Origin of the sequence: Geminicoccus flavidas (assembly GCF_009806515.1) — a bacterium.
GTDB lineage: Bacteria > Pseudomonadota > Alphaproteobacteria > Geminicoccales > Geminicoccaceae > Geminicoccus > Geminicoccus flavidus.
Genome location: NZ_WUJP01000196.1, coordinates 1 through 3,981, shown reverse-complemented (window position 1 = coordinate 3,981; position 3,981 = coordinate 1). Strand labels below are relative to the sequence as shown.

The following is a 3,981-nucleotide window of genomic DNA, read 5'->3' as shown; positions in this document are numbered from 1 at the left end:
ACCCGGATCCTGGCTCGCGAGCTCGCACCTGCGATCCGCGTGGTCGCGATCGGGCCGGGCGTGGCGATCCGCGACCCGGACATGGACGATGCCACCTTCAACCGGCTGGCGGAACGAGCACCACTGGGCGGGACGGGCGACGCCGCGGCGATCGTGGGCGCGCTCCGCTACCTCCTCCAGGCGGAGTCGGTGACCGGTCAGTTGCTGCTGCCGGATGGCGGCATGCATCTGGCCTGAGGTCGCTGCGCCGGCCCGGCCCGGCGTCTCCTGGTGCCGTTCAGACGGCCCGGCGCATCGCGATCCGCAGCCATGGCAGGCAGGGATCGTCGGCCGGCATGCAGGCGACGGCGGTCTCGACCGCGCCGACTCCGATCCGGCGCGCCTGCTCCATCCGGCCGGGTGTGTCGGCCCCAGTGGCGATGCTGTGGATCTGCAGACGGTGGGCGAGCGCGGTGATCGCCTGGAACAGGATCAGCCGGTCGGCCGGCCCGTCCGCGTCCAGGGCAGTCGGGCAGAGCCTGATCGACGAGGGGCGCACGGTGGTGAACAGGCCGGCAGCCATGGTGCCGGCGCCGAACCGGTCGAGGCCTACCGGCACGCCCGCGCGGGCGAAGGCCGCGGCCCCCTGGCCGCCAGTCTGGGCATCCTCGACCAGCAACTGCTCGTCGATCTCGATCTCCAGCCGCTCGGGCGGGATCGACTGCCGGCTGGCCGCGGCCGCCATCCGATCGGCGAGGCCGGCCCAGGCCAGGCGCCGGCGCGACAGCATGGGCAGGGTGATGCGGGCCTTGCCGAAGCCATGCCGCTGCCACTCGGCGAGCTTGGCCGCCGCCGCGGCCAGCAGGCGCTCGGTGAGCTGCTCGACCGCACCCGCCTCCTCCACCAGCGCCCGCATCGCGAGCAGGTCGAGCAGGCCCTGGCGCGGGTGGCGCCAGACCGGCCGCATCCCCATCGCCACCCGCCCCCCCTGCAGTGCCACCTGCGGGCGCAGCACGAAGGACACGGCGTCGGTCGCCATGGCCGTGGCGAGCTCCTCCGCATCGGGGCTGGCCAGCGGCCGGCTGTCGTCGTGCCAGCAGCAGCCGCCGCCATTGGCGCGCTTGGCCCGGTACATCGCGGCATCGGCCAGCCGGATCAGGCGCTGGGCCTCCTGAGCGTGGTCCGGGTAGACCGCAACGCCGATGCTGGCGGCCACCTGGGCCGGCTGGCCGTCCAGGTCGATCGGCGGCTTCAGCGAATCCAGCAGCTTGCGCACCACCACCGCAGCATCCTCGGGCTGGGCAATGTTGAGCAGCAGCACGCCGAACTCGTCGCCGCCCAGCCGCGCCACGGTGTCGCTCTCGCGCACCCTGGAGCGCAGCCGCTCGCCGACCCGGCGCAGCAGTTCGTCGCCGCCCGGATGGCCGAACCGGTCGTTGATCGACTTGAAGTCGTCCACGTCGACCAGCAGCAAGGCGAGCTTGCTGCCGCTGCGCCGCGCCAGGGTCAGGCCGTGATCCAGGCGGTCGCGGAATGAGGCGCGGTTGGCGAGGCCGGTGAGGTCGTCGCGCCGGACCGCCTGGTAGAGCTGCCGGTCGCGGCTGGCCCGCGCCAGCACGGCCCGCACCGTACGGTCGAGGGTCTGCAGGTCGAGGTCGGTGGCGTCCAGCACGTCGGCCACGCCCAGGTCGACCGCGCGCTCGACCAGGTCGTCCTCCACGCCGGCACTGGCCAGCACGATCGGCGCGGTGAGCCCGGCGGCGCGCAGGGCGCTGAAGGTCGCCATGCCGCTGCCGAGCGCCGGCTCGGCCATCACGATCACCAGGTCGAAGCTCGTCCCGTCCAGCCGGAAATCGAGCGGCGGCTCGATGAGCCAGCGGAAGACATAGCGCTCGCTGCCGGCATGCTCGAGCAGCAGGCGGATCGTCTCGGTGCCTTCGGCATCCTCGCCCAGGAGCAGGACCCGGATGGCTGTCCGCCGCTCCGCATGCCGGCCAGTGGTCCAGCGTGCGGCGAGGCTGGTCACGCTGGCCCCATGACCGGCCAGCGGCGGCCCGCGCCACGCGCCAGCCATCTCGAAGAGGCCGGATCGCGGCCTGTCACGCGGACCGTTGTCCTGCACCATGCCGCATCCTGACGTGCCGAGCCTTGGTCACATTTCGATAAACCAGCTCGACCGGCAGCACAAGTGTAAGTTGATTTAGCTTCGGAAGGATTAACCTTCGGGTGATTTAGTAGTTGCTGCCGTCGAGCGTCGCCATGCCACCGCCGAACAGGGTCGGGGCTGGGTCGACCGTGCGCAGCGTGCCCTGGTTCACTTCCATGACCGCCAGCCCGCGCTCAGTGCGGCCGTCCGGCAGGAGCCGGAAGATGCCGGCACGGCCGAGAAAGCCCTGGCTGTCGGTGTAGCGGGCGGGCTCGAGCGGCCCCAGCCGGGACAGGCCCGCCACCATCGCAGTGGTGTCGTAGGCCAGGAGCGCCACCGAACTGGGCGGGCGGCCATACACCTGGCTGAACCGGTCGGCGAACTGCTCGGACGCTTCCGGGGCCGGGCCGGCGAGCCAGGCCCCCTGCAACTGTGGGTCGCGCAGGGCAGAGGGGTCGTCGGCAAGCCGCATGGTCGCCAAGTGCCGGATCTGCCCCGGGTCCACATCGTGATAGGCCAGGAGCGAAGCCACCGCGCGCAGTCGGGCTCCCCCGTCGGCCAAGAGCACGGCGCCGCCCGGCGGTGGCGGCGTGGCCGGGCGCTGGCCATCCGACGGCACCACGCCCAGCGCCCGGGCGACCCGCCCCACCGCATCACTGGGGGTGCTGTCGGCAGGCGGGTAGGTGTCGATCCCAGCGGGCTCCAGTCCGGACGTGGCGGCGGCCTGGCGGAATGCCTGCACCGCCTTCTCGCCATAAGCATCCGCCGGGGCCAGGGTCGCTGCCCGGCTGACGCCGTTCTGGGCCGCGAAGCGCACCACCCGCTCCACCTGCTCCTCGGGCTGTAGCCCCAGTACCCAGACGCCCGGCCTGGCCACGCTCGAATCGTTCGACAGCGAGAGGACCTCGACATTCGCCTGGTTGGCGATCGGGGTGATGGCCGTGGTCGAGCGGGCGAACAGCGGCCCAATGATCACGTCAGCGCCGCTGGCCACCGCGGCGCGCGCCGCCACCATCGCACCCTCGGGTTCGCTGCCGGTATCGAACGGCAGCAGCTCCAGCTGGTTCTCCCCGGCATCGAACAGGGCCATCTGTGCGGCGTCCATCAGGTCCTGACCGATCGCCTCGGACGGGCCGGACAGCGGCAGGAGCAGGGCGGCCTTGGGTGGTCCCTTCGGCGCTTCGGGCAGCGGTGCCACCACGTCCGGGTTCGGCAGCGTCTGGCGCCAGGGAACCGGGCGTTGCGGGGAGCAGGCCGCCACGAGCATGATGCCGGCCAGCGCGACCGTGGTGGCGAGCGGGGTCGTCTTCGCAGGGCGCATCACGCGATCACCTCAAGGGGCCGAGGAAAGGGCAGACGTGGCGAACGAGCCGTTGGACGGGTTCGACGAGGGGGAAGCTAGCGGAACCGGGGCGAAAGGAGAACTCGCGCCCGGCCTCTATGTGGTGGCGACCCCGATCGGCAATCTCGGGGACGTCACCGCGCGGGCGCGCGACGTCCTGGCGGGCGCCGACCGTATCCTGTGCGAGGACGCCCGGATCTCACGCCGCCTGCTCGCCCATCTGGGCCTGAACCGGCCGCTGCAGCCCTATCACGAGCATAATGCCGAGACGGTCAGGCCAAGGGTCCTGGCCGAGCTCGCTGCAGGCGCGACCTTGGCGCTGATCTCGGATGCCGGCACCCCGCTGGTCTCTGACCCGGGCTTCAAGCTGGTGGGTGCGGCAATCGCCCAGGGCAGCAGCGTCTGGCCGATCCCGGGCGCCTCGGCACTGCTGGCAGCCCTGGTGGTGGCAGGCCTGCCGACCGACCGGTTCTTCTTCCAGGGCTTCCTGCCGGCCAGGGCGGCGGCGCGGCGG

At 72.4% G+C, this 3,981-nt stretch carries 4 protein-coding genes; 2 read left to right on the top strand and 2 right to left on the bottom strand.

Going from position 1 to position 3,981, the window contains the following annotated elements:
• On the top strand, positions 1-237 hold a 237-nt coding region (locus tag EQG76_RS05395; RefSeq protein WP_159711292.1), incomplete at its 5' end, for an SDR family oxidoreductase.
• Between the two features lie 40 nt (positions 238-277).
• Here the strand turns inward: EQG76_RS05395 and EQG76_RS05390 are convergent.
• Positions 278-2,104: a GGDEF domain-containing protein gene (locus EQG76_RS05390; RefSeq protein WP_159711290.1), complete on the bottom strand. Its 1,827-nt coding sequence runs from the start codon at positions 2,102-2,104 to the stop codon at positions 278-280.
• A 106-nt stretch (positions 2,105-2,210) separates the two neighbouring features.
• Positions 2,211-3,446, bottom strand: a complete 1,236-nt coding sequence (locus EQG76_RS05385; RefSeq protein WP_159711288.1) for a penicillin-binding protein activator — start codon at positions 3,444-3,446, stop codon at positions 2,211-2,213.
• A gap of 37 nt (positions 3,447-3,483) precedes the next feature.
• Between EQG76_RS05385 and rsmI the strand changes: the two genes are divergently transcribed.
• A partial coding sequence (rsmI, locus tag EQG76_RS05380) for a 16S rRNA (cytidine(1402)-2'-O)-methyltransferase (RefSeq protein ID WP_235031214.1) occupies positions 3,484-3,981 on the top strand: 498 nt, incomplete at its 3' end.

Coding starts and splice junctions, on each gene's coding strand:
- EQG76_RS05390 (WP_159711290.1), bottom strand. CDS start 2,104: ATGGTGCAGGACAACGGTCCGCGTGACAGGCCGCGATCCGGCCTCTTC.
- EQG76_RS05385 (WP_159711288.1), bottom strand. CDS start 3,446: ATGCGCCCTGCGAAGACGACCCCGCTCGCCACCACGGTCGCGCTGGCC.